Here is a 24,919-nt window from a genome sequence, read left to right on the forward strand (position 1 = left end):
TCTATTGAATTAAATAATTAATAATTGTAGTTTGTAAATAGTAGTTTTTTATCGATTTAATTTGATTCATTTCAAACTTCAACTGCAATTCTTGAATGTCTAAAACGTCATTAAAATCGATGGTTCCTGTCTCGTAACTTTTTATTAAAATTTCTTCAGCATTCTTCGCTTGCTTTAGATTTTTAGTTTGCGTTCTATAACTTATTCTTGAAGAAATCCGGTTATTTATTGCTTGGTCTAAAATCGTTTCTAATCTGTTTTTACGTTCTTGTTTTTGCGCTAAAATCTCTTGTTGTTGCAATTGATTTTGTTTGGTTTTCGATTTGTAACTATTATTGAAAATAGGAATAGAAATAGAAACCATTGGCATTAAAATATCTTTACCATTGTCAGTAAAACTCATATTAGGTCGTTCTGCAACATTTACATAATCGAAACCGAAACCAATCATAGGATTATTTTCTTTCTGATTCAGTAATTCTGATTTTTCTACAGATTGATAAATCTTATCGTACTTCAACAGTTCTGGATGCACTGCTAAATTTTCTACATTTATTTCGAAATTTTCTGAAGGAATATTCAACTTATTTATAACATTTACTGAAATTGCTTTGTCACGATTTAAGAGCTTATTAAACGTAGTTTGTTCAGCTAAAAATTGTTGATTTAAAACCGCTAATAATTCTGCCATTTCATTCTGTCTCATTTGCAATCGTAAAACATCTACTGCAGATGCTTTACCAACTTCAACAGATGTTAACGCTAATTTTTCATAAGTTTTAAGTAGTTTTATATTCTGCTCTAAAACTTTTTGTTTCGCTTTATTCTCATATAAATTATAATAAGATTTTGAAACAGAGGTGATTATTTTTCGTTTTGCAATTACAATATCTTCATATTTAGCATCTGCCATAGAAGAAATATAATTTTCTCTCGAAGTAATTGTACCAAACCAAGGCAACATTTGTTTTATTGAAATCTTAAAACGTTGTGCTCCAGTTCTGGTTTCTGGTTCACTCACAAAATATCCTGCACCAAATTCCGTATTCGGAATTGTATTTACCTCGTTCACTTTTTCGGAAGCAATATTATATTGCAATTCGAATTTTTGAATTGTAGGATTGTTTTCCGTTGCTTGCTCTATATAGCTTTGCAAATCTTGACTTTGAAAATTAAGAACAAAGAAAAGAGAACAAAGAGTAAAGATTACCTGAAATTTTATATCTAAATTTTTCATATTAATTAACAATTTGTCTTGGTTCTTGTCTCTTTTTTCTATGCTCTTTTTTCTCTATTCTTTTCAATTTCAACTCTTCTCTCCAACTATATAAAACTGGCACAATAAAATAGGAAGTAATGTCAATAACCATTCCTCCAAAAATTGGAATTGCCATTGGAATCATAATATCGCTTCCTTTTCCTGTGGAAGTTAAAACTGGTAAAAGCGCCAAAATGGTAGTAACTGTTGTCATTAAACAAGGACGAATCCTTTTTTCTCCAGCTTGTAAAGCGTAAAATCTAATACTCTTCTTGTTAGCAGGTTTTTCACGATTGAAAGTTTGGGTTAAATACGTTGCCATTACAACTCCATCGTCTGTTGCAATTCCAAATAATGCAATAAAACCAACCCAAACTGCCACACTTAAATTAATGGTTTTCATATTGAATAAATCCCTCATGTTTTCTCCAAAAAAGCTAAAATTGAAAAACCAATCTTGTCCATACAACCAAATCATAATAAATCCACCTGCAAAAGCCACTGTAATTCCTGTAAAAACCATCAGCGAAGTAGAAACCGATTTAAACTGAAAATATAAAATCAAGAAAATAATTGCTAAAGCTAATGGAACAACCACAGACAACGTTTTTTCTGCTCGCAATTGGTTTTCATAGGTTCCTGTAAATTTATAACTGATGCCTTTTGGGACAGTCAATTCGCCAGCATCTATTTTTTGTTGAAATAATTCCTGTGCATTTTCAACGACATCAACTTCCGCAAAACCGTCTAACTTATCAAACAATACATAGCCCACTAAAAAAGTATCTTCACTTTTAATTACTTGTGGACCTTGCTCATATCTAATCGTTGCTAATTCACCTAAAGGAACAGGATTTCCTTTTTCAACAGGAATATAAATGTCTTTTATCGATTCAGGATTGTTACGTAATTCTCTTGGGTAACGCACTCTAATTCCATAACGTTCTCTTCCTTCCACAGTTTGCGTTAATTGCATTCCACCAACTGCAACTTTTAAAACACTTTGTACATCTTCAATAGAAATTCCATAACGAGCTATTTTTTCTCTATCAATATCAATTAATAGATAAGGTTTTCCAACGATTCTATCAGCAAAAACAGCTTCTACTTTTACACCTTCTGCTTGTTTTAAAAGGCTTTCTAATTGTAAACCAAAAGCTTCAATTTGTTTTAAATCTTGTCCTTTAACTTTAATTCCCATTGGTGCACGCATTCCTGTTTGTAGCATTACCAACCTTGTTTCAATTGGTTGTAATTTTGGAGCAGAAGTAACGCCTGGTAATTTGGTAACTTTTACAATTTCATTCCAAATATCATCTGGAGAATTAATTTCTGGTCGCCAGTTTCTATAGAATTCGCCATCATTATCTTCGATAAGTTGTTTGTGTTCAAGTTTTGTAAAATTTGCATTTTCTGAAATATTCGGATTTTGAATAAATTGTCCGTTTTTCAATTCAAAAGCACCTTCATTATTTATTTTATAACGCTGTCTTTTTCCTTCTGAATTACGCATATATTCAGATTTATACTGAATCATATTTTCATACATAGATAAAGGTGCAGGGTCTAAAGCAGATTCTGTTCTTCCAGCTTTACCAACCACAGTTTCAACTTCTGGGATTGTTGCAACTGCCATATCTAATTGTTGTAAAACGCGTTTGTTTTCTTCGACACCAGAATGTGGCAATGAAGTTGGCATTAATAAGAATGAACCTTCATTTAAAGATGGCATAAATTCTTTTCCTGTATTGTTTAAAATCCAACCTCCAGAAATAAGAACAGCAGTAGGAATCATTAAAAACAAGATTTTATTCGCTAAAGCCCATTTTAAAATTTGGGAATAATAGTTTCTAAAAACAGAGAATATTCCTAAAATTCCAAAGCAAATTATAGCCACAAAAATCAAATTGATAAAAATACTTCTGTTAAAACCTAATGGACGCCAATATTCTGCTAATAAAAATATAATAGCAGTACAAGAAATAATGATATTTATAAGATTGCTATTTTTCTGATTCAGCTTTCCTATAACAAGTAATAATCCATTAATTCCGAAAGCAATTAAAATACTTCCTAACCAAAATCCGCTAATTATAATTACAATTCCAGCAACTATTAAAGCAATGTTTATAAGATATTTAAATGAATTTTTTAAGGATGTTTTTCTGAATAAATAAGCTGCAAAAGGAGGAATTAAAAACAAAGCAATTACCAAAGATGCAGATAATGCCATTGTTTTGGTAAAAGCCAAAGGTCTAAATAATTTTCCCTCTGCACCAATCATTGTAAATACTGGAATAAAACTGATAATCGTCGTTAAAACGGCTGTTAAAATTGCACCAGAAACTTCTGCTGTTGCATTGTAAACTATCTCATCTGTGGTAAATTTTGTTCCATCTTCACGAGCTTGTAGTTTTTCATCATCTAAATGACGAATCATATTTTCGGCGAGAATTACGCCAACATCAACCATGGTTCCAATGGCAATTGCAATTCCTGAAAGTGCGACAATATTTGCATCTACATTAAATAGTTTCATCGCAACAAAAACCATTAATACTGCAACTGGTAATAAACCAGAGATTAAAATGGAAGCTCGAAGATTAAAAACCATTACAATAATTACTAAAATGGTAATGAGAATTTCTAATGTTAACGCTTCATTTAAGGTGTCTAATGTTTCGTGAATTAGTTCTGTTCTATCATAAAAAGGAACAATTGTTAATTGAGATATTCTTCCATCTGCTAAAACTTTCGTTGGTAAACCTCCTTTTAATTCTTCAATTTGAGTTTTTACATTCGTAATTACTTCCATAGGATTTGCGCCATATCTTGCAACTACAACTCCACCAACAACTTCTGCACCTTCTTTATCTAACAAGCCTCTTCTTGTTGCTGGGCCTAAAGTAACTTTACCAATATCTTTTATTTTGATGGCTGTAAAATCTTCGGAAGTAACCACAGCGTTTTCAATATCTTCAATCGATTTTATATAGCCTAAACCACGAACTAAATATTCAGCTTGATTGATTTCTAAAGTCTGTGCTCCAATATCTTGATTGCTACTTTTAACCGCTTTTACAACTTGATTTAGACCAATTTTGTATTGTCGCATTAATTCTGGATTCACATCTACTTGATATTCTTGAACATAGCCACCAATTGAAGCAACTTCAGAAACGCCACTTGCTGATGATAATCCGTATTTTACATAGTAATCTTGAATACTTCGTAATTCTTGTAAATCCCAACCACCAGTAACATTTCCCTTTTCATCACGACCTTCAAGCGTGTACCAAAAAATTTGCCCCAAACCTGTTGCATCTGGCCCTAAAGCAGGGTTTACACCTTCTGGTAATAAATTGCTTGGTAGTGAATTTAGTTTTTCTAAAATTCGACTTCTGCTCCAATAAAACTCAATATCTTCTTCAAAAATGATGTAAATACTAGAAAAACCAAACATAGATGAACTTCTGATTGTTTTTACTCCAGGAATTCCCAATAACGAAGTTGTTAAAGGATAGGTAATTTGGTCTTCGATATCTTGTGGTGAGCGACCATCCCATTTTGTAAATACAATTTGCTGATTTTCACCAATATCTGGAATCGCATCTACAGCAACAGGATTGCTTGGTAAAAATGGAATATTCCAATTAAAAGGAGCATTTACAGTTCCCCAACCCACAAAAAGTAAGAGTAATAAAACTGAGACGAGTTTATTTTCTATTAGAAATTTGATGCTTTTATTTAGCATTAGTTTTGATAATTAAACAGTTAGACATTGGTGTTAGAAAAACACCGAATTCAACAAATTATCCTTATAACATTGCAGTTATAGGATATTACAGTCTATTGTTTAAAAATCAAATTAAATAAGTCTCGTCAACTTTGTATAGTTCTTTTATGACGAGTGGTGGTTTGTATGCTGAATAATTAGAAACATTGTTATCTAAACCTTCGAAAAGATTTATGTAAGTATAGATAAATGAAGCAATAAACAATTCTTGGTTAAAAGTAATGTTATCAACTTGTAGTTGTACTTCATCTTGTCCATCAACTAACAATTGTTCATCAGTACAACAATCTTTTTTAACGACAGAACAATCAGAAATAGCTACAGAAGTATCTTTCTGACTTTCCATTCTACAAGTGGATGCTTGGCTAAAAACAGAAGTATCTACAAGAGTATCCCCACAAAAATGTTTTGTGATAGCAAATGAAGTTGTAGAAAATAAAACTACAAACGACATTAAAACAGCTAATATTTTATGAGAAAATTTTGTCATTCTAAATACAAAGGTACAAAATAGTTATAATATGGATTAAAAGTTATGTTAAAACAGTCAATCTTGACTTTTAAGATTTTATTATGTTTTTCTAAATCATATTAAAATGTGTGAACTTAAAACAATGAATATAATTATTCCACAAAAAAACCAGTAACAAAGTTACTGGTTTTAGTCGGGGTGGCAGGATGATAACTCAACCGCCACTATGCAGTAAAATCAATACTTTAGGAAAAAGACTAAAACAGTGTGAACCGAATTGTTGACCTATTAGTTAAATTGAAATAGTATATTTTGATAGAACGTCTTTAACAAATTTACGAATTTAACTTCATTAAAACCAGATAAATAGCATCAAATATTATGGTTAATCTATTAAGTATTGATTAATAATTTCTTCTTCAATACCACTATAAATAGCAAAATCCTTTACTGTTATAAATTGATGAGGTTCTTTGTCTAAATATTCTTTTATGATGTTAATAAGCTTGCGACAATAACGCTCACTTCGTCCTGTGATGCGTTGAATGTCCTTTGGGTATATACAAGCTCTTTTTGTAATCATCATACTTTATCTATGCTTTAACCATACTTAAAACCAGTAGTGTCATTTTAGGAGTAATTAGGTTTAATCGGTAAGAATGGTTTTAATCGGTTTCTCTTTTTCTTTAGTAAGTCATAAAGTTACGTGATTTGAAAGATTAATCATAAAAAATGTAAAATTATGGCAAAACAAACAGGAATTATTAAACTAAAAGGAACTATCGGAGGTATTTCTTTTTATAAAACAAGTGATGGACACCTTGCACGTGAAAAAGGAGGTGTGGATAAAAGCAGAATTCAGAATGATCCTGCCTTTCAAAGAACTCGTGAAAATGGTTCTGAATTTGGAAGAGCTGGTAAAGGTGGTAAAGTATTGCGAAATGCAATTCGTGTGCTTTTGCAAAATGCAAAGGACAAAAGAGTTGTCTCTCGTTTGACAAAATCTTTAGTGGCTATCACAAAGACAGATACGACTAATGAAAGAGGTTTAAGAACGTTGCAAGATGGAAATTTAAGCCTTTTAGAGGGTTTTGAATTCAATTTGAATGGAAAGTTAGGAGCAACTTTATTTGCTGCATTTACAAAAACATTTGACAGAGTTTCTGGAGATGCAACTTTAGATTTGGCTGCATTTTCACCAACTGTTAGAATTGCTGCACCTGCAGGAACTACCCATTTTAAAGTAGTAATGGGGGCTTCTGAATTAGATTTTGTAAATGAAACTTCAACATTTGAAAATGATGAAACAGCAATTTTGCCTTATACTGCTGCAAATACTGCTGCAATTGCATTATCTGCAACAATTACTGCTAATTCTACATTACCAGTAGTACAGGTTTTAGGTGTAGAGTTTTATCAAGAAGTAAATGGAGAAATGTATGCCCTTAAAAATGGTGCTTACAATGCTTTATCTGTTGTTACAATTGATACTCCATAATAATGGAGTTAGTGCTTCAAAGAGCTTATTTTAAAGAGGGTACTAACGGTACTCTCTTTTCTTCTGATAATTTTCTTTGTCATACCATTGAGTTACCCTGGTTAAATAATAAGAGAAATGTTTCTTGTATTCCTGAAGGAGCCTATGAAGTTGTTCCTAGATTTTCGAAACGATTTCAACATCATTTGATTTTGAAAAATGTCAAAGGGAGAAGCTATATTTTATTTCATCCAGCAAATAATGCCTTAAAAGATTTACAAGGCTGTATTGCTCCTGTAACTTACTTAAATGGTATTGGTAGAGGTGTATATTCCAAGGATGCACTACAGAAACTATTATCATTAGTTTATCAAGCTAAAGACCGAAAAGAAAAAATAATATTAAAAATTAAATCACAGAATTATGAAAATTATAGAACGTTATAAAAAACCAACTCCGAAATTTTTTAGAGTATTAAGAAATATAGGTATTGCATTAGCTACTGCAGGAGGTGCTATTATTGCAGCTCCTGTTAGTATACCTGCTGCAATAATTACTGTGGCAACCTATATGACTGTTGCAGGAACTGTAGCTACAGCAGTTAGTCAAGCTGTTGTTTCTGACGAAAAAAAGGATGAATAAAATATGTTTCAGAACGATATTCAAATAAAGTCAGGTGTTGTTGGGGGAACATTACTTTCTACAGTTTTTACTATTAGTTTAGACGATATCCTTTTTACTGTTGTTATGGCTGTTATTGGAGCAATTGTTAGTTTTTCTGTTTCTACATTATTAAAGTGGTTGTTTTTTAGAAAGCGAAAAAAGAATACCTAGTTTTAGTACTGGGTATTCTTTTTTTTTTTTTTTCATTGACTAGGTAGTAAGAATTTCGTTTTCAAAGAGAATTATTCTAGTTTTTAAATGTCTTTGTTTAGCAAGTTGAATTATGTTTTTTGTTCCTTTACTTTTTCCATCCCAAAAAGCAATTAATACGTCTGCATATATTGCCATTTGATTATTTCTTTTTGGACCAGCAGCTTTTCCGTATTTTATCCAATCAGCCGGAAATTTTATGATTTTGATTTTTTTTTCGGATGCGTATTTCTCTCCTAATTTGTCTGCACCTTTGTAATGAGCTCCAGATACAATCTCGATATTTTTATAATCCTGGAGAAATTTATCACATTCTTGTTTTAATTTTTGATAGTTGTTGAAGTTTCTGCTCCCAGCTATAATTATTTTCATAGTTTAATTTGTTAAGATCTTAATAAGGCTATTTTTAGTTTTGAAATAGTTGACAATTGTTGTTGTAAGTTTTCTTCAAAAGCAGTTATTTTTTTGAGTTTTTCAACTTTCAATTGCCATTGTTGTTCTTCATAGTTTAGCAGTGCAGTATTAATTACTTTTTTTACGTCTGAAATACCAATAAATGGAATGACAGAACCTTTTAAATAATACCCAAAGTATTGACCAACTTTTAAGGATAAACACAGGTAATACAAAGACTCTCTATTTGCTCTAGAAGTTGTGGAAATTACAAAGCAGTTTGGACAAGGTTTGTCTAATGGTTTTCCAGAATTTAATCCTTTATTCAAAATAAAAAAATGTGGGTTTGAGTAAGTTCGTCCAATTTTGTGGGTTTTGATTTCAAAAATTTGCATAAGTATCCATTTTTAGGTTTAGATTCTTTTGCTATTTTTTTTGCCCATAAAATTTTGGAAAGGAAAACAACAAAAAGAAAGCTGTTTCTAAATGGAGAGGATAGACTATCAAGGTTTTTGAAAAAAATACTACCAAATACTGAATGTTGAATTTTAAGTATTAAGTTGTTTTTGGTGGAGATTTTTTTCAAAACCCGAAGGGCTTGACCTTTATAGGCTAAAAGCGGAGGCTTTTAAATGACAAATTTTATACAATTACATTATTTCTTGAATGAAACAGATGCTGAAAGTATTGCAACATTAAGGGAGCCATTTGTTTTGCTGTCTTTTTTTTGTTTTTCTTTTTATCCTTTATTATATCTAAAATGATAGATTTTATCTGGATTTTTTTTGTGATTACTTAACGAAATGAAACAAACAAAGACTTGAGATAAGGAATACTTGGACTTAGCGATGGTTTTGTGCAGTTGAATGAGGTAAGGAATTATAAAAAATTAAAAGACCTAGTGCGTGGGCAGAAGCGAGAATAAGTGTATTGTTTTTTATTTGTTTTGTTCCAATTTCCTTGATTGGTTTTGTTAAAAGTGAATGCTTTATATTTTTTTTTGCAAGACTTAATGTTGAGATTTTATACGTAATTTTAATAAAACACTATTTGCATTTGCTTTTAGTGAAACCAATATTAACTTCATTTTATAGCAAATAAAAAACAATAATCTTATTGGTTTTTTTTGATTTTATGGGTGCTTTATAATTGTAATATAAACTGAAATTATAATAGTTTTAGTAATGTTAATTTAAAATTACAAATAAGCACTTATAAAAACAATGCAACAATTACGGAATATTGTTAAAATAACTAAATTTTATTATTAATAAAGGATTTGCGAGATGGAAGAGCGGCTATTTTACATAATGGCGTTATAGACCAGAAAGTGAATGAATGTGTATATAACTGCGCATTATGTAAAGATAGCTTTGGGGAGTTTTGTGTTTTATGAAATAATAAAAGCGTGTTGCTTTTTAGAGTTGTGCAATGAGTTTGCGAATGGAACAAGCTCTAAAATGCAACTTCCTATAGAGTTTTAAAACGCTAAACTTGCGTTGGCGAGCGGAACAAACCAAAAGACAGAGGTTTTTTGCTTTTGCAACAAACTGGATTTTGGTTTGTGGGGAATTTAACTATTATCAAGTAATTTATGGTGCAGTTTTATATTTTCTATTTCATAAACTTTTGTATTAATACATTCCAATTTATCAGGATTGAAAATTGCTAAATTATAACCTTCAGCAAATAATGAACTCTGATATTCTACACCATCAAAACCTAATGATTTAATATATTCACAGATATATTGTGTAGGAATATAATCCAATGTTTTATCCTTTTTTCTTATTGGAAGAGACAATTCTTTTTGTAAAGTATAAATAAAAGGTAAATATTCTATGTAACTCTTTATATCCTCTCTTTCAGACCAATAAATAGGGTCTGTTTCAATATTTCTAAAACTAATAACTTTTAATTCTTTCATTACTGCAAACTCACCAATTGTAACATAATCAAAGATGGTACTTCTTGTTTCGTATAAAGCAGTTTCTAAAGAGTTTGCTATATATAAATATGATATTCCTTTAGGATTTGCTCTACCAGCTGTAGCTAATTCTGGTTTAGGTGGATTACCCATATTATTTTTATCAAAACCTATTTTATCAGAAATTCTTGACCTGTAAAAAGTTTCATCTATATTAATATCTCTAATTAAACTACTTTGTATAATCGATTTAAAAATTTCAAAATTTAAAGAATTACTCGCAAAATAACGGTTTGCAAATTTAATTTCTTTTTTAAAATCATTCCAAATATTGTGAACCTTTGTTACTTCTTGAAGAATAATATTTGATGATACTTGATTTTCAAATAGATGATTAAAATCTTCGATTTCATCTATAAAAATAGATTTAAAAAGAAACTTATTATCAACAACTAAATCCGTTGTAAGGTTAAAGTTTTTTTTAATACAGGCAGAAATATCAAGTTTAGATTTTGTGTCAACTTCGTATAGAGAAAATATATTTCTAAAATAATCCGCTAATTCTTTTGCTAAATAAATTGAAACATTATCGGATTTACAGAAGTTACATTTACCTTTTTCATTATAAGAATCTATAATACTTTTTAGGTATATACTATTGAAACAATTTATACAACAATTCATAATTAAATCTTATCTACAATTAATTCGATATGATGCATTATAGATAATTTTTTTAGTGTACCTAAACCAGGAAAGTGTCCTCGATTATGAAGGTCTTTATAAACTTCAACAGCTTGGGTATTTATATCGTTGCTAATACACCAATTAACAAGTTTTTCAAGCGCTTCTGCAAATTTACCACCTATATCAGATACATCACCATTTGAATCTGAAACAAAATGTTTTACCATTATTTTGCCTGATGCATTAATATAAGATAAATGCATTGCCACAGCTCTTGGTAAAAAACCTGAATCTGAATAATTATCGCCAACTGTTAAAAAATCAGAAAAACCAAAAAAGCCTTCGTCTTTATAAAAACTGTATTCTTCTGAAAAAGGACTTTCACCAACTTCAAGATAATCTGCATTTCTTGGCATATCCTTAAAATAATCATCTAACGAAATTCTACTTTCTTCAGAAAATAATCTATAATAACGCCTGCTTGTATTACTAAAGTAAATTATATTGTAAGTAACATTTATATTATTTTGAATTTCTGCGATACTAACTTCAGATATTTCAGAATTATGAATTAATGTGACACCCTGATAGTTTAAGTCTAAATTATTTATACCTTCAATTAAAGCTGGAATTTGCTCTTCTATTTTTGAATCAATAATTATTGCAATTTGATAATTGTTGTAATGTTCCAATACATCTTTAAGAAGTTCTATAATTTTATTTCCTTCTCCTACTAAACCACCTACTTTAGGATTGATAATAACACTAAAATTTACATTTTTAGCTGCTAAAGTTTTTAACGCAGATTTTAAAGTAGAAGAACCTTTAATTGGTTCGATTACTGGAGATATTTTAGTTGAAAAATTTGGAAGGAAACCACATAATTCACGTAATGCGATTAATTCAAATTGTTTACCTCTGACATATGGGAAATACATAGCTTACTTTTTTTGTAAAGAAAATCTTCTAACGCAATAAAATCTTTTTTTGAAAAATTTAAAGTGTAGCAGATATGTTTTAATGAATCTGGGACTAAATCATCATTAAATAATTCTGGGTTAGAAATATTTCTAAATTTTAATTCTTTTATAACTAATTTTTGAAACTCTAAAATATCTATTTTTTTTGAAAGTTTAAAACACTCTCTAAAAATTAGCGTGTTAGGAACTTTAGGAATTGCTCCAAAATGTTTTTTTAGTAAACTAATATATTCACCTTTTCTTAAACTTTTGAATAATGTTTCGTAGGAAAATGAAAAATTTTGTTCTGCTTTTTTTATAGTTCTAAGCGCGTTTCTTTTTGTTAATTCAATTAAACCAATTTCTGTGTTATGAAATTTAACTAATAAATTAGGAATATGTTTTGAATTTGAAACTACATAGATTTTATCTGCAAATTTTTTATAATCTGCTAATTGTTTGTCTAATTTATCTAAACCATCTAATTCAGTTTTAATTTCATAAACACGAGCTTCACCATTTAAAATAACAAAGTCTGCTATTGAATTACCAATTTTAAATTCTGATAGTGCTATTGAATTTTTTAAGCTATACTTTTTAAGAAGTTTTTGATTTAAAAGAATATTTTTATAAATATATTCATTTTTGTAAGTACCCAAAAGTGATTTATAAATAGCATTAATAACTTCAAAGTTAGTTGTAGAATCTGTTATTTTAGTATGTTTGTTTATACGATAAAATGTATCAAAATAATTTCTATCCTTTACTATTTTTTTAAAATTAGCAGGAGATAGAATTTGAGATAAATTCCTTAAACTTTCTATATTTTTAGCTACTTGCATTATCTTACAAAGTTAACAATTTACAAAATTTAAACTAAAGGATTTTAAAAACTATTTTCGTTTATCTGAACTTTCTTTATCAAAAGCAATTAAATTAAAGAACACACGCATTCTTGAACGTACTCGAATCCCATATCTACTCTCTAATTCTTGTGCATTTAAGTTGGTAGTTGTGTGTGTGCGAATTTTGCGTTTTAAGAATAAATCGTAACGTGATAAAAGGATTTCACCCATTACATTGCAATCTTTACCAAAATGACGACCTGTAGTTTCTACACCTAAGTCATCAAAACAATAAAAACCATTATCACCATAATCTTCAATAATTTTGAACCCGCTTTTATTGAAATTAAATGTAATATTTCTTGCAGGTACAACTATATGCTTGATTTGATGAGGTACAATGTGGGGTAGTAGTTTCATTAAACTTGTTTTACCACATCCTACTGGACCAGATAATAAAATTCCTTTATTGGGATCTATATTTAATTTTTTGCAAGCATCAAAATCACGAATAAAATAAATACATAACTTGTATAAAATTGCTTCATCTTCTGAATATATTTTGAAATTTTTATCAAATAATAATTTCCCTTTTGCTTCTAAATAGATTAGCATTTTTGGAAAATCGTATATTATTTGATTTCCTTTTAGTTCGCCTAATTGGTATTGGACGCTGCCTTCCTGGATTATGTGAGGTGTATTTGTTTTCATTTTTTCTTTTTATACTTATTATTTTCATTTTGCCTTGATGCAAAACGAAACAAAAGATTAAGACTTGGATTTTCAGCGGTCAATTTAATTTTCAAAAGCTAAAAGAAAATAACTCGCTAAGCTCAAACAGATTTTCTTTTTACACTTTTTCAAATGATTGACACTCGCTTGCAAATCCTATGTCGAGTTTACATTATGAAATCATTTTGTATTTGGCTTTATTAGATTTACAGTTGTTCATTTCTTTTTATTTTATCGTCAATTTGCAGAGAGGAAGGGATTCTAAACCTTAGAAAACAGAATAGTAAATACGAAGGTGGTTTTAATAAGAGCTTTCGACTACGCAGAAGGTGACATTTAGAGCGGTTCATTGTAGTTTTTATTTTTACTGGTCTTTAGGTTGTCTTGATTTTGGCTAACTGGATTTTGGTTTTCTTTGTTTTTTATTTCTTCTGCTTTTATCATCCAATTTTTTGCTGTTGCTTGCCAATTGACAATTTTTGTTTTTCCGCCAACTTTCCATCCTATTCCTTGGTAATGGTTGAAGAATTTTAGAGCTTCAATTGTTGGCCATTTTTCTTTTTTAAAAAAATCAATTACTATTTTTTCATTTTTTGGCTGGTCAAGTTTAATACTGTTTTTATTGTTTCTATTAGTTTGTATATGTTTATTAATAGATACCAGTGCTTGTCCAGTACTTGTCTCATTTTTGGTACTGTTGTGTACCACAACTTGTCCAGAACTTGTCTCGAATTTGAACATCTTAATTTTACTCCCTTTGTAAGGATTGTGTGAAGGGTAGTAAATGATATATTTCCAATGACTTAAATCTTTTATGCATTTATGATATGTTGATTTTGAGCCAATTTTAGAAAAGCACATTACCTCTTCACGATTGATATAAAATTCTTCAGGAAATCGATTATTATTCCAGATTTGGAATAACCCTACATACAAGCTTATATGTGTTGGGTTTAAACGATTGTCTTTTGAAAATTGAAAGAAAACTCCTTTTAGGTGTTTTATGAAGTTTACGTTTTGCATAATTTATATCAATACTTTTTTGCTTGATCAAAAAGTATTCAAAAAATCAAGACTCACTTTCATTTTCTTTGAATTCTACTTTTTATTACACTTACGAATCCAGACCGTAAACTCTTTGGATTCACCAGTTCCATAAAAATTGAATTTCTACTAAAAATAAAATAGGTCGGATTTAGATTCTGACTATATATAATATATTCCTTTTTTTTATGATGAGATTGCTTCACTTTGTTCGCAATGACGTTTAGAACTTGTTGTGAATGCGATTTTCTTCTAGTACTTTTTGAATTTCTTCGTAGTCGTAATAAATAACACCACCAACTTTAGAATAGGGGAGTGTTCCATTGATTCTTAAATTTTGTAATGTACCTGGAGAAATACTTAACAAGTCTCTAACCTCTGGAGATTTTAACCATTTTTTAGGTGCGAAACCTGATTGATGGTTAATCATTGCTTTAATGTCTTCTAATAATTCTTCTTTGAACTCTCTTAAATCTTCTGTAGTAATAATAGTTGCTGCCATTTTCTAACAATTTTAGTAAAGAAGCTGTTGAATGCCCCCACAATCAAGCAGCTTCTTTGGGTTAATTTAGTTCACGATTTTTCTGTTATTATGTGAGTATGAACCAACGATTTGACTTTCGTTAGGCAAATATGATATGATTTATTGAAGTTTATACACAAGTAAAACCCAACTTGGGTAATTTTATATCTACATTTTTAATACGTTGTATTGACATTGATTGCTATTCTCATTATTTTTTTTTGGTAACAAAAAAGTGCAAATTATATGTAAATAATTTGCACTTAAAAACACCCAACTTGGGTATTTATTCATCAGAATCTAACATCTTATTTTCTAAGGATTGTTTAAGTTTATCTATGAATTTGGTTTGATTAATTTTGCGTGAACGAATTTCTAAAAATGTCCTATAATAATCACCAAGGTCTATATTAAACATTTGCTCGCAAGCTGATGCCATTTCTTTAATATCTGCAGTACCACTATTTATGGAACCAGAACTATGAAGTGCATAGATAAGCTCTATTAAATCGGTTTTATTTCCAGTCCAAAAAAGTTTTGACTGCTTTTTAAATGCATTGAAATTGGTTTCCATACTATTATTGTTTTCAAGTTTATCTATTTCTCTTTTTAGATAGATGATTAACATATCATATGCCATAATAGTAGCCACAGTTGTATCGTGACTCGTAGAAAATTTATCATCTGTAAAAAATGATAATGAGTCTGGAAATAGCCTAATATCTGCTTTACCTCTCATAAAATATTCTTCATCTAAAAAAATGGCTCCTCTTCTGAAATAATGATAAAATTCTAGATTATCATTAAAATAGTTTTGAAGCCTATCTATGTGATTATTGAAGTATTTTACTTGAGATTTATTACTACTTCTTGGTCTTTTACTTTCTATACTAAATAATTTGACATAATATATTAGTTTACTAAAAACATAAGGTTTAATGCTTTTGAAAAAACCAATCTCTTCGTTTTTCGGGATTAATTTTTTCCTTAAAAAAAGTATTCTTATTTGTTCTAATGCTCTTTTTGTTATTCTAATACTTTCTTCTGCTTTTTCTAATACTCCTTCTGTTTCTTTTTCTAAAAAATCTAAATTATAATCTAATTCTTTAACAATTTTTTCAATCTTTTTCAATTTTTTTCATCTGTAAAAAATCATACTAATATCTAAATTAGTATGATTTTAGTTATAACTTTATTTATCGCACATATTTATATTTCATTAATATTTAATTTATGGAGTTATTTTTTAATTCACATTCCATTTCATTTTCTGTAATCTCACAGCATTTAAAATAGCTAATAACGCAACACCTACATCTGCAAAAACGGCTTCCCACATTGTAGCTAATCCACCAGCTCCTAAAATTAACACAATCACTTTTACACCAAATGCTAATCCAATATTTTGCCATACAATTTTTCTTGTAGAACGACCAATTTGAATTGCTTTTATCACTTTTGAAGGTTGATCTGTTTGAATAATTACATCTGCTGTTTCAATAGCAACATCGCTACCTAAACCACCCATTGCAATACCAACATCACTTGCAGCCAAAACAGGCGCATCATTAATTCCATCACCAATAAAAGCAATCTTATTTTCTGAATTTTGTTTTAATTTTTCTACTTCATTCAATTTATCTTCTGGCAATAAACCGCCTTTAGCTTTTTCAATATTTAGTTCTGCAGCTACTTTTTGCGTAATAGAATCCTTATCCCCAGAAAGCATCATTATTTTTTTAATACCTACTTTATGTAAATTGGTAATTGTTTCTTTTGCATCTTCTTTTAGTTCATCTGCTATCACAACATAACCTGCAAAAGCGTTATCAATTGACACTAAAACAATAGACTCTACAATCGTCTCAATTTCTTTGAAAACTTCGATATTATTTGTTGTCATTAAGGCTTTATTACCCACTAAAACAGGTTTGCCATTTACGTTTCCTTTTAATCCTTTACCTGCAATTTCCGATACTTCTGAAGCTTGAAAATCTTTACCATCTGCTTTATATTCTAAAATAGCTTTTGCAATAGGATGTGTAGATTGTTCTTCCATTGCCATTAGGTATTTCATAAACTCTTTTTCTTCCCAATTAATGGCTTTAATTTCTTTAATTTTAAACACTCCTTTTGTTACAGTACCAGTTTTATCCATTATCAATGTATTTATCTTGGTCATAGCGTCTAAAAATGAAGCGCCTTTAAACAATATTCCATTTTTTGAAGCTGCTCCCAAACCACCAAAGTATCCTAAAGGAATAGAAATAACCAAGGCACAAGGACAGGAAATTACTAAAAATATTAATGCACGATATAGCCAATCTCTAAACACATAATCATCTACAAAAAAGTATGGTAAAAATGTTATCGCAATAGCCAAATAAACCACAATAGGAGTGTAGATACGAGCAAATTTTCTAATGAATAATTCTGTTTTAGATTTACGAGCTGTTGCGTTCTGCACCATATGTAGAATTCGAGAAATTGAACTATCCTTAAATTCTTTTGTAGTTTCGATTTCTATTACACCATCCATATTAATGCTACCGGCAAATACTTTTTCACCTTTTGAAATCGTATCTGGCTTGCTTTCACCAGTTAAAGCTGCTGTATTGAAAGACCCTTTTTCGGATAATAAAATACCATCTAAAGGAATTTTCTCACCAACACGAACCTTTACTTTTTCGCCTATTTCAACTTCTTCAGGGTTAACAGAAACATAATCATTATTCCGATAAACCAAGGCTTCCTTTGGACGAACGTCGAGTAAAGCTTTGATATTACCCTTGGCTTTATTTACTGCTGCAGCTTGAAATAGTTCTCCAACTGCATAAAAAAGCATTACTGCCACACCTTCAGGAAATTCGCCAATTACAAATGCGCCTATTGTTGCTATCGACATTAAGAAAAACTCAGTAAAAACATCGCCTTTTTTTATGTTTTTCCAACCTGCTTTAACCACAGGGAAACCAACAGGGAGATAAGCAACTCCATACCAAATAATTCGTTGCCAATCATTAAAGAATAATACCTTAAAATAATCTAAAGCTATCCCTATTATTAGCATTGTAAAACTAATTATGGCAGGAAAATACTCTTTGAAATTATTTGATTGATTATTATGGTTGTGACCATCATTGTGATTATGTTCTTTTTCTGAATCAGGTTTTAAGTCATTTAAACTAACTTTCTTTTTATTTATCATTTTTTAATTCTTTAGATTAGAAAAATTTATAACCAACGTCTTACTTTTTTTGCATACTCTAAATAAACGTTCCCAAATTCTCGTTTTAAAAACTCTTCTTCTAATCTAATTTGCGTATTAATGCTTATTGTAGATAAAGAGAGTATCAATAATGTAAAGGCATTTGGAATTACTAAAAACAAGCCAATATTTGCCATCATAATTCCGAGAAAAATCGGGTTTCTTGAAATTGAAAAAAATCCTTTGGTTACTAATTTTGTTTTGTTCTTCTCATCAATACCAATTCTCCAGGAATTAGCCATTTGTGATTGAGCAAACCAAACTACAAATAGAGAAATAATTAATAATATCCAACCTACTTTAAATAAGGTATCACTTTCTAAATACCAAAAAATTAGTAAATACTTGTACCATTCAATTTTAAAAGCATAAATACCTACAACAATTAGTTCCAATAAAGATATTACAGTAAATACTTTACCGTTATAACCGTGTGCATCATCTGTTTTGTTAAAAGTTAATGGATTGATGCCAGTCTTTATCTTTAACAAAACTGACCTAATTACAAAAACTAATAAAAAATATATTAGAAAGTATATAAATAACATCATTGCGTTTTTATTTAAATATTAAAAGGTAAAAATGCTTAAAAAAAAGATGCAATGGAAGTGCAATTATTGTCCACTACATTTATCGCAAACCCCTTTTACTACTAAATTTACATTTTCTGAAACAAAACCATCTGGCACTTTTATCTGCGGTATTTTATGTTCTGTTAGGCACACTGTTTCGTTACAATTATTGCAATGAAAATGTAAGTGTAAATCTGTTTCAATTTCACAATTGCATCCGTTTTCACATAAGGCATATTTAGTAATACCTGTACCATCATCTATTTGATGTACAATCGCTTTTTCTTCAAAGGTTTTTACTGTTCTATACAATGTAGTTCTATCTGCTTTTTCAAAAGCATTTTCTATATCACTTAATGTAACTGCTACTTGTTTATTTGCAAGGAATTTATAAATTAATAGACGCATTGCTGTAACCCTTATCTTTTTTGATTCTAAAAGTTGTTCTATTGTTTTCATAGTTTAATGTTCGTGTTCTGCGTCTCCTTTTTTCATTTCAGCCATTAAATAATATGCATTGTTGTATGCAAATTTTGTGGATTTGTCTAATTTTCGAGTAAATTGAACAGCTAGCCAATTACCATCTTTAGCTCCTAAAATTACTTCAACAGGCTTAAAACTCCAATCATCATTTTCTTTTTTTACTGAAAAAACATAAAATTTATCACCTTCTTTTATGACAGCACTTTCTGGTAATGCCCTTGATGCTGTATTGTCGACTTGAATTTTACCTTTTATATACATACCTGGAATTAAATTTCCTTTTTTGTTTTCAATTTCTGCGTGAACGTGAACAGCTTTAGGATTATCTTCAAATGTTTTACTTACTGAATAAATTTCTGCTGTTAGTTCTTTATCTTGTATTGATTGCACATTAAAGGTTACTTTTTGACCTTTCTTTACTTTATAAACATCTTTTTCGAATACCATTAAATCTGCGTGAACGTGATGTGTGTTTACAATTTCAAAAAGTTCGGTTTGTGGTTCTACATACTGACCTGTTTTCACTTCAACCTTTTGAACATAACCTTCTATTGGGCTTCGTAGTGAAATACTTTGAGCAATTGTTCCATTTTTAACTAATGAGGTGTTTATGTTTAATAGTTTTAATTGTGCTTCTAAACCGTTTGCCATCGCTTTTGAGGCATCATATTCAGCTTCTGCTTTTTGAAAATTTGCACCAGAGCCAACTCCTGCATTATATAATTTTTGTTGACGTTGATAGTTCTTCTTTAAAAAATTACTGTTGTTTACTGCATTCAAATAATCGGTCTGCATTTTTATGATATTAGGATGTGATAAATAGGCAACTACTTGACCTTTGTTTACTTTGTCTCCTTCAATAACATTTATAGATACTACATTTGCACCAACCACTGAAGTTATTGCTGCTTCGTTTTGAGGAGGTACTTCTAATGTACCATTAGCTTCTACATACCCAACCAAATTTCTTAAGGCTATTGTATCAATTTTCATTTTTAAAGTTTCAAATTGCTTTTGTGAAAGCAGAACTTCTTCCTCATCACTATGAGCTTCTTTGGTTTCTGACTTTATATTATCGCTGTGTAAATGTGCTTCTTCATTCTTTTGATTCTCCTTATTTCCACAAGCAGTAAGTAAAAAAGAAACAGTTAGAAATGTTAAGATTATATATCGTGTATTTTTCATTTTCTTATTGTTTAAAATATTGTAATTGGAATGTGCTTTCTAAATAATTTATTAATGCTTCTTGTGCTTCTATTTCAGATTGAATAGCTTCTTTTATGATTTGTGTAAACCCCGTGTAATCTATTTCACCTTCTTTATAAGCAAATAAAGCTCCCGTTTTTTGTTCTTTTACTAGAGGTAACACCTCCATTTTATAGAAGAACCAAGCTTTTTTCCATTTTTGATAATTCTCTTTTGATTGTTTAAACTTCGATTGTACTTCTTGTTTTTTAAACCGAATGTTGGTGTCTGCAATTTCCTTATCTATTCTTGTAGTTTTAACTTTTGCTTTATTTGTACCTGATAAAAAAGGAATTGAAATTCCTGCTTGATATGTGTAAAAACCTGAATTTCCATTTACTTTTTGTAAACCACCTTGTAGATTTAGTTTGGGTAAATTATCTGCTTTTGCTGCCTTATAATTTGCTTCTGCTTCTGCTAATTGTAATTGTGCCATACCATACAAAGGATGTTTTTCTGGGTTAAAAGCATCAACATCAATTTCAGACGATATTTCAAAATCATTAGGAACTGTATAGAAAGTATCAGTAATTAGCCATAAATTTAGTTGTTGTAATGCAATCCTATATTCTCTTTTTGATTGCATCAACTTGTTTTTAATCTTTAGTACTTGAGTTTTAGCTGCAGAATATTCTAATTTAGAAATAGCTTCTACTTCATAATTTAATGCTACCGCTTTTTCAAAAGTTGAAAAAATAGAATCTAACTCTTTGTATAAATGATAATTCCTTTTACTTTGTAGTGCATTTGCCCACGCTTTTTTCACTTCCAATTCTAAATCTAATTCTGAAAGTATAAATGCTTTTTGAGCTAATTGAATGCGTTGTTTTTGCAAATGTTTTTTTACAGAAATACCAAACACATCAATGTTGCTTTGACCAATTCCGATAGTCGTATAAATACCATTACCATTATTTACTTCTTCGCCACCTGTAAAAATTTGAGTTGTACCAAAATCATAGGCTGTGCTTTTTAATTGCTCTTGCTTACTAATTTCTAATTGTTTTTGTTTTAACAGCGGAAAGTTTTCTTTTGACAATTTAACAGCTCCAGTCATAGAAATAATTGGCAAAGTATTATTAGCTTCTTGTGCAATTCCTTTTAACGGTAACAAAAATAGAAAAGCTACCATAGCTGTTGCTGCAATCATTTTTTTGTTAGCTCTCAATTTGAATGATTTGTTTTCTACCCAATGATATAAAATAGGTAAAACAAACAATGTTAATAATGTAGAAGTTAGTAAACCTCCAATTACTACGGTTGCTAAAGGTCGTTGTACTTCTGCACCAGCAGATGCTGAAATTGCCATAGGTAAAAAGCCTAGAACATCTGTAAAAGCAGTTAACATAATAGGTCTTATTCTTCGTTTTGTACCTTCTATGATTCTATCTTTCAAATTGGTTACGCCTTCCTCTTTTAATTCGTTGAGACCACTAATCATTACTAATCCATTTAAAACTGCAACACCAAACAAAACAATAAAACCTACACCTGCCGAAATACTAAAAGGCATATCACGTAACCACAATGCTACGACACCACCAATAGTTGCCATAGGAATTGCGATATAAATCATTAATGTTTGTGGTAGCGATTTTAAAGCGAAATAAATAAGCACAAATATGAGTAATAATGCTAGTGGAACAACAGTTTTTAATCTATTACTAGCACGCTCTAAATTTTCAAAAGCACCACCGTAACGAATGAAATAACCTGAAGGTAAAACAAGTTTAGCATCTAATTTTGATTTTATTTCTGCTACCAAAGATTTTACATCTCGACCTCTAACATTTATACCTACATAGGTTCTTCTATTCGTATTATCCCTGCTTATTTGCATTGGACCCGATTTATAACTTATATCTGCAATTTCGCGGAGTGGAATTTGTGATCCAGAAGGTAAATTGATAAACAAGTTTTGAATATCTTTAATATCTTTACGGTTTTTAGCAGTTAAACGAACAACTAAATCGAATCGTTTTTCACCTTCAAAAATGGTTCCTGCGATACCACCAGCAAAAGCAGATTGAACAACTTGATTTAAAGAATTTATTTGTAAACCGTATTGCGCTAACTTGTTACGGTTATATGTAATTGTCATTTGTGGTAAACCTGTGGTAGCTTCCGCTTTCATATCACCTATACCAGTTGTTCCAGCAATGATTTTTGTGATTTCGGCTGCTTTTTGAGATAGTACATTTATATCTTCACCATAAATTTTTATAGCAATATCTTCTCTAACACCTTCTAGTAATTCATTGAATCGCATTTCGATAGGTTGGGTGAATTCATAATTTACACCTGGGACTGTTTCTACTGCTTCTTTCATTTTTTCAATGAGTTCATCTTTAGAAGTTACAGAAGTCCATTCGTTTTTTGGTTTCAAAATAACAAATACATCTGCAATATCCATAGGCATTGGGTCTGTTGGTATTTCGGCAACACCAATACGACTTACTATTTTTTCAACTTCGGGAAATGTTGATTTTACAATTCTTTCAATTTTAGTAGTCGTTTCAATAGTTTCTGTTAGAGAACTACCAGGTTTTAATATTGCGTGAAAAGCAATATCTCCTTCATCAAGCTGCGGTATAAATTCGCCACCCATTCTTGTAAATATAAAAACTGCAACACCGAATAAAACAACAGAAACGCCAATTATTACTTTTCCCTTTTTTAAGGCTTTTTCTAAAAGAGGTTGATATTTTTGTTCTACCCATTGCACAAATTTATCACCATAAGATTTTTTTGCTGATTTTGGTGCTCTTAAAATTAATGATGACATCATTGGTACATACGTTAAACAAAGTACCATTGCACCAATCATTGCAAAAATAAAAGTTAATGCCATTGGCTTGAACATCTTACCTTCTATACCTTGTAATGCTAATATTGGTAGAAACACAATTAAGATAATTAACTGTCCGAAAAATGCAGCATTCATCATTTTTTTGGAAGCATCTGATGCCACATTATCACGTTCTTTTGCTGTTAATTTTTTCTTTTTTAATATTTGAGAGGCTATAAGGAAAACCGTACTTTCAACAATAATTACAGCTCCATCGACAATTATTCCAAAATCTATGGCACCTAAACTCATTAGGTTCGCCCAAACATCAAATACATTCATAAGAATAAATGCAAATAATAATGATAGAGGAATGGTTGATGCAACGATTAAACCACCTCGCCAGTTGCCTAATAGAAAGATAAGGACGAAAATGACAATTAACGCACCCTCAATAAGATTAGTTGCTACAGTGGATGTGGTTTCTGCGATTAATTTGCTTCTATCTAATAAAGCCTCTATAACAATACCCTCTGGTAAAGACTTTTCAATTTGAGCCATTCTAACTTTTACATTCTCAATAACATCATTTGAATTTGCCCCTTTCAGCATCATTACCAAACCACCTACAACTTCGCCTTCACCATCTTGAGTTAAAGCACCATATCGAATAGCAGCACCAAATTGCACTGTAGCAATATCACCTATAGTAATTGGAATGTTGTTGGTGTTTTTTACTACAGTTTTTTTTATATCATCTAAACTACGAACTAATCCTTCTCCACGTATAAAATTAGCTTGATGATTTTTTTCGATATACGCACCCCCTGTATTTTGATTATTTGCTTCAAGTGCATTAAATACATCTGTTATTGTTAATCCTATTGACCTTAATACGCTTGGATCTACCGCTACTTCATACTGCTTGATTTTTCCACCAATAGCATTGACTTCAACAACACCTTCTACCATTGCCATTTGACGTTGTACTATCCAATCTTGCATAGTACGTAAATCAGTTACTGAATATTTGTCTTTATATTCTGGTTTTACTTTAAGTGTATATTGATAGATTTCTCCTAGACCGGAAGAAATAGGCCCCATTGAAGGTTCGCCAAAACCTGCAGGAATTTGCCCTTTGATGTCGTTTAGTTTTTCAGCGACTAATTGACGTGGTAGATAAGTACCCATATCATCGTCAAAAACTATGGTAACCACAGATAAACCAAAACGAGATATTGAACGAATTTCCTGAACATTAGGTAAATTACTCATAGCTACCTCTACTGGGTAGGTTATAATTTGTTCAATATCCTCTGTTCCTAAATTAGGTGCTTGTGTAATGACTTGAACTTGGTTATTGGTAATGTCTGGAACAGCATCTATTGGTACTTGGGTCATACTCCAAATACCTGCTCCAACAATGGTAAGCGTTAGCAAACCAATCATAAATTTGTTATTGATTGAAAAATCAATGATTTTATTAATCATAGAAAATGTGTTAATTCAGTTAAACTTTTCGATATAATTCGTAATAAAAATTAGAGTTATACGATATGAAAAGAACCCTTAGGTTC

At 30.2% G+C, this 24,919-nt stretch carries 22 protein-coding genes; 4 read left to right on the top strand and 18 right to left on the bottom strand.

All coding sequences use genetic code 11. From position 1 onward, the window contains the following. Position 1: 1 nt before the first annotated feature. The 4 genes from H9W90_RS01615 to H9W90_RS01630 all read right to left on the bottom strand — a co-directional run bounded on the left by H9W90_RS01615 (position 2) and on the right by H9W90_RS01630 (position 6,109). Entirely contained in the window at positions 2–1,237 is a 1,236-nt protein-coding gene (locus tag H9W90_RS01615; RefSeq protein ID WP_187482745.1) for a TolC family protein, read from the bottom strand. Position 1,238: 1 nt separating this feature from the next. Further along, positions 1,239–5,012 (bottom strand): efflux RND transporter permease subunit, encoded by a 3,774-nt coding sequence (locus H9W90_RS01620; protein WP_187482746.1) that lies wholly within the window; start codon positions 5,010–5,012, stop codon positions 1,239–1,241. A gap of 109 nt (positions 5,013–5,121) precedes the next feature. Further along, a complete protein-coding gene (locus tag H9W90_RS01625; protein ID WP_254712515.1) occupies positions 5,122–5,544 on the bottom strand; it encodes an HYC_CC_PP family protein in 423 nt (140 codons plus the stop codon). Between the two features lie 367 nt (positions 5,545–5,911). After that, a complete protein-coding gene (locus tag H9W90_RS01630) occupies positions 5,912–6,109 on the bottom strand; it encodes a hypothetical protein (RefSeq protein ID WP_187483907.1) in 198 nt (65 codons plus the stop codon). 159 nt (positions 6,110–6,268) lie between these two features. On the opposite strand from H9W90_RS01630, the gene H9W90_RS01635 reads away from it, so the two are divergent. From H9W90_RS01635 to H9W90_RS01650, 4 genes are read left to right on the top strand one after another with little or no spacing between them, the layout of a single operon-like run. Continuing rightward, positions 6,269–7,024, top strand: coding sequence for a hypothetical protein (locus H9W90_RS01635; RefSeq protein WP_187482747.1), 756 nt, complete (start codon positions 6,269–6,271; stop codon positions 7,022–7,024). Positions 7,025–7,026: 2 nt separating this feature from the next. Next, positions 7,027–7,449: a DUF5675 family protein gene (locus H9W90_RS01640; protein WP_088352980.1), complete on the top strand. Its 423-nt coding sequence runs from the start codon at positions 7,027–7,029 to the stop codon at positions 7,447–7,449. Then, on the top strand, positions 7,427–7,645 hold the full coding sequence (locus H9W90_RS01645; protein ID WP_088352981.1) for a hypothetical protein: 219 nt from the start codon (positions 7,427–7,429) through the stop codon (positions 7,643–7,645). The genes H9W90_RS01640 and H9W90_RS01645 overlap by 23 nt, the downstream gene beginning before the upstream one ends. A gap of 3 nt (positions 7,646–7,648) precedes the next feature. Further along, positions 7,649–7,837, top strand: coding sequence for a hypothetical protein (locus H9W90_RS01650; RefSeq protein ID WP_187482748.1), 189 nt, complete (start codon positions 7,649–7,651; stop codon positions 7,835–7,837). 39 nt (positions 7,838–7,876) lie between these two features. Here the strand turns inward: H9W90_RS01650 and H9W90_RS01655 are convergent, their stop codons facing one another. From H9W90_RS01655 to H9W90_RS01720, 14 genes are all read right to left on the bottom strand, one after another. Further along, positions 7,877–8,248, bottom strand: a complete 372-nt coding sequence (locus H9W90_RS01655; protein WP_187482749.1) for a DUF2493 domain-containing protein — start codon at positions 8,246–8,248, stop codon at positions 7,877–7,879. Positions 8,249–8,259: 11 nt separating this feature from the next. Continuing rightward, positions 8,260–8,664 (bottom strand): DUF6943 family protein, encoded by a 405-nt coding sequence (locus H9W90_RS01660; RefSeq protein ID WP_187482750.1) that lies wholly within the window; start codon positions 8,662–8,664, stop codon positions 8,260–8,262. Between the two features lie 1,178 nt (positions 8,665–9,842). Further along, on the bottom strand, positions 9,843–10,880 hold the full coding sequence (locus H9W90_RS01665) for an RES family NAD+ phosphorylase (RefSeq protein ID WP_187482751.1): 1,038 nt from the start codon (positions 10,878–10,880) through the stop codon (positions 9,843–9,845). Positions 10,881–10,882: 2 nt separating this feature from the next. Then, complete coding sequence (locus tag H9W90_RS01670; protein ID WP_187482752.1) at positions 10,883–11,821, bottom strand: sce7725 family protein; 939 nt, start codon at positions 11,819–11,821, stop codon at positions 10,883–10,885. After that, entirely contained in the window at positions 11,782–12,684 is a 903-nt protein-coding gene (locus H9W90_RS01675) for a sce7726 family protein (RefSeq protein WP_187482753.1), read from the bottom strand. Before H9W90_RS01675 ends, H9W90_RS01670 begins: the two co-directional genes overlap by 40 nt. A 51-nt stretch (positions 12,685–12,735) precedes the next feature. Then, entirely contained in the window at positions 12,736–13,398 is a 663-nt protein-coding gene (locus H9W90_RS01680) for an ATPase (RefSeq protein ID WP_187482754.1), read from the bottom strand. Positions 13,399–13,755: 357 nt separating this feature from the next. Then, on the bottom strand, positions 13,756–14,442 hold the full coding sequence (locus H9W90_RS01685; RefSeq protein ID WP_187482755.1) for a hypothetical protein: 687 nt from the start codon (positions 14,440–14,442) through the stop codon (positions 13,756–13,758). 244 nt (positions 14,443–14,686) lie between these two features. Then, complete coding sequence (locus H9W90_RS01690; RefSeq protein ID WP_088352991.1) at positions 14,687–14,965, bottom strand: helix-turn-helix domain-containing protein; 279 nt, start codon at positions 14,963–14,965, stop codon at positions 14,687–14,689. A gap of 307 nt (positions 14,966–15,272) precedes the next feature. Then, positions 15,273–16,118 carry an RteC domain-containing protein gene (locus tag H9W90_RS01695; protein WP_187482756.1) on the bottom strand — a complete coding sequence of 282 codons (846 nt, stop codon included), beginning with the start codon at positions 16,116–16,118 and terminating at the stop codon, positions 15,273–15,275. Between the two features lie 114 nt (positions 16,119–16,232). Next, entirely contained in the window at positions 16,233–18,191 is a 1,959-nt protein-coding gene (locus H9W90_RS01700; RefSeq protein ID WP_187483908.1) for a heavy metal translocating P-type ATPase, read from the bottom strand. A 29-nt stretch (positions 18,192–18,220) separates the two neighbouring features. Then, a complete protein-coding gene (locus H9W90_RS01705) occupies positions 18,221–18,745 on the bottom strand; it encodes a methyltransferase family protein (protein WP_254712516.1) in 525 nt (174 codons plus the stop codon). Between the two features lie 123 nt (positions 18,746–18,868). After that, positions 18,869–19,285, bottom strand: a complete 417-nt coding sequence (locus H9W90_RS01710; RefSeq protein WP_088352994.1) for a Fur family transcriptional regulator — start codon at positions 19,283–19,285, stop codon at positions 18,869–18,871. Between the two features lie 3 nt (positions 19,286–19,288). Next, on the bottom strand, positions 19,289–20,494 hold the full coding sequence (locus tag H9W90_RS01715) for an efflux RND transporter periplasmic adaptor subunit (RefSeq protein ID WP_187482758.1): 1,206 nt from the start codon (positions 20,492–20,494) through the stop codon (positions 19,289–19,291). A gap of 4 nt (positions 20,495–20,498) precedes the next feature. After that, entirely contained in the window at positions 20,499–24,833 is a 4,335-nt protein-coding gene (locus H9W90_RS01720) for a CusA/CzcA family heavy metal efflux RND transporter (protein ID WP_187482759.1), read from the bottom strand. Positions 24,834–24,919 lie beyond the last annotated feature (86 nt).

Source organism: Polaribacter pectinis (assembly GCF_014352875.1).
Lineage (GTDB): Bacteria > Bacteroidota > Bacteroidia > Flavobacteriales > Flavobacteriaceae > Polaribacter > Polaribacter pectinis.